Source organism: Peribacillus sp. P4_C12, assembly GCF_056402095.1.
In genome coordinates this window covers 1-2,598 of sequence record NZ_JBFUIB010000501.1, presented here as the reverse complement: position 1 = coordinate 2,598, position 2,598 = coordinate 1, and the positions used below count along the sequence as shown (strand labels likewise).

Here is a 2,598-nt window from a genome sequence, read left to right as displayed (position 1 = left end):
ATAAAGCGGTGAGTGATATCATTATAAAATAACACAATTTACCTTTTTTCGGAAATAACAACAATATTGAACCGTTTAATTAAATTGAATGTGGAGAAGTGAACATGTCGAACATTCTATCCTATTTATCTTTTGTTATGATTGCAATAATATTTGTCCTATTTTTATTTATGCTAGTTGGTTGGCGTTGGATTATGAAACGTATAGTTAAGAAGATGGGAAAAATCATTTTAACCGACAGCTATCAAGAAAATATTATGGAGTTGATGCCAGGCCTAAGGCATATGGGCGTTCAAAATATGCTTGAAAATAGCTTGCGTGCAGAAACAGGCGACTTACTGCATCGCCCGCTTGGCTCTTCAAAAAAATGGCCACATTTGGATCCAATTACCTTTATCCCTGCACAAACGACACCGTTTCCTATTGATGGTGAAGAAGACGTTGATGTCAAGGTAACCATTGGACCAAAAGCAAAAAAACCAATGAAAATAAAAATTCCTCTTATGATTACAGGGATGGCCTATGGTATCGCACTTAGTGAACAAACGAGGCTTTCTTTGGCGGAAGCAGCAAAAAATGTAGGAACCGCGATTAATTCCGGAGAAGGCGGAGTAATACCTGAAGAATTAGATAAAGCAGGAAAATATATTTTACAATTTTCAAAAACAGAATGGTCAAAGGAAGAAGATCTTATTAAGCGTGCCGACATGATTGAAATTAAGTTCGGACAAGGAGCATTATTTGGGATGGGTGGGAAAATTTCACCCAAAAATTTAACAGGTCGGGCTCGTGAAGTGATGGGGCTAAAAGAAAATGAGGATGGAGTCATTTTTGAACATTTTTTTGAAAATCAAACATTGAAAGATATTAAAAAACTCGTTAACGAACTTCGGAGTATAACTGGTGGTGTTCCCATTGGTGTAAAAATGGGGGCAGGGGGGAAAATTGAAGAAGATATAGATCATTTAATTGAACTTGGTGTTGATTTCATAACGATTGACGGCGGCCAAGCAGCCACACATGGTGCACCACCGATTTTATCCGATGACATGGGAATACCAACATTGCATGCAGTTGTCCGGGCTGTTAATCATTTAGAAAAGAGAAAAATGAAGGGACAAATTAGTTTAATTGTCTCAGGAGGGCTATTAGTACCTGGGCACTTTTTAAAAGTACTTGCCCTCGGTGCTGATGCTGTTTATGTAGGATCTGCTATATTATTTGCTGTCTCCCATAATCAAGCATTGAAGTCTCTTCCCTTTGAACCACCTACACAAGTTGTTTGGAATCAAGGTAAATTCAAGGATCAATTTAAGATAGAAGATGGAGTAAAAGCAGCAGAGAAATTCTTTACAGCAAGTATAGAAGAAATGAAAATCGCATTAAGAGCGATGGGGAAACGCTCTTTAAAAGAGTTGTCAAAAAAAGATTTAGTTTCCTATGATGAATTGACTGCTAAAATGGTTGGAATTCCATTTTCATTTGAACCTTGGGAAGACAAACAAGAGAAATAAGTGAATACGTGCGTATGTACCTATTAGCAAATTTACGAAAAATAGGAAAAGAATTATGTATACCAACTTGTTTCATAAGCTTTTTGGGCAGAGGGATCCTGAACGACCTTATCGGAAAGAAAAAAAAGCTGCCTCCTCGGCAGCTTTTGCTGTTCCATTATAATAACCAACATAGGTTTACCTTTATCATGCATATAAAAACATGGACAAGGTAAAGATGGAATAATTGATGACTAAACAAACTCTTTTTTAGGAACTATGCTTTTTAAAGCCGTATGATTTACAAAGGTATTTGGATTTGTAATTACTATTTTTACTAAGGTTCTGACTGATTATAGATTTTATTTCTTTTTTCAACTATCTTACTAAGTAATTGTAAGCAGTGATATATCTACCCCATCTACTTATAGGTATTTTGATTAAGTAAACTAAAATATCAAATTAGACTAAGGTTTATAGCAAAAGCTTGTCTCCATTCATAGGATAAAGAAAGGCTGTAATCAATGTTATTGGATACAGCTTTCCCAAACGGGTTTTAAGTGTGGATGCCCTCATTTGTCATTACAAAAGGCGGTGTTTCTGCCCGTTCTAGGGTTTATATGAAGGGAGAGGCTAGAATTGCCAAATGTTCAATTAGTACCCTTCCAAGTAGAAGGAATAACAGAAAACACTTCGGAAGTTCCAAGAGGTATTAAAATGATTCGTGCACGCTCTATTTGGAGAGAAGGGTTTAAGGGTGAGAACATAGTAGTAGCCGTAATAGATACAGGATGCCAACCAGATCACCCTGATTTAATTGGTCAAATTATTGGAGGGTATAATTTCACTGAAGATTATTATAGTGATCCTTTCAACTTTGCCGATAATAACGGACATGGGACTCATGTCTGCGGAACCATTGCAGCAGCAGAAAATGGTTTTGGAGTTGTAGGTGCCGCACCTAAAGCGAAGTTGCTGGTACTTAAGGTTTTAACTGGATCAGGAGAAGGAACAACAGAAAACATTACTTCAGCTATTAATTACGCTGTCAATTGGACAGGTCCTAATGGCGAAAAAGTACGGGTTATCTCGATGTCATTAGGGG

General features: G+C 36.9%; 2 protein-coding genes. Both read left to right on the top strand.

Annotated elements, in window-relative coordinates:
• Positions 1-104: 104 nt before the first annotated feature.
• Entirely contained in the window at positions 105-1,514 is a 1,410-nt protein-coding gene (locus AC1DUW_RS25545; RefSeq protein WP_053345674.1) for an FMN-binding glutamate synthase family protein, read from the top strand.
• A gap of 618 nt (positions 1,515-2,132) precedes the next feature.
• Positions 2,133-2,598 (top strand): S8 family serine peptidase (locus AC1DUW_RS25540; RefSeq protein WP_477643795.1); only part of this gene is annotated, 466 nt, incomplete at its 3' end.

Bases quoted from the DNA above. Each gene is read 5' to 3' on its own strand.
- AC1DUW_RS25545 (WP_053345674.1), top strand. From the start codon at position 105: ATGTCGAACATTCTATCCTATTTATCTTTTGTTATGATTGCAATAATA.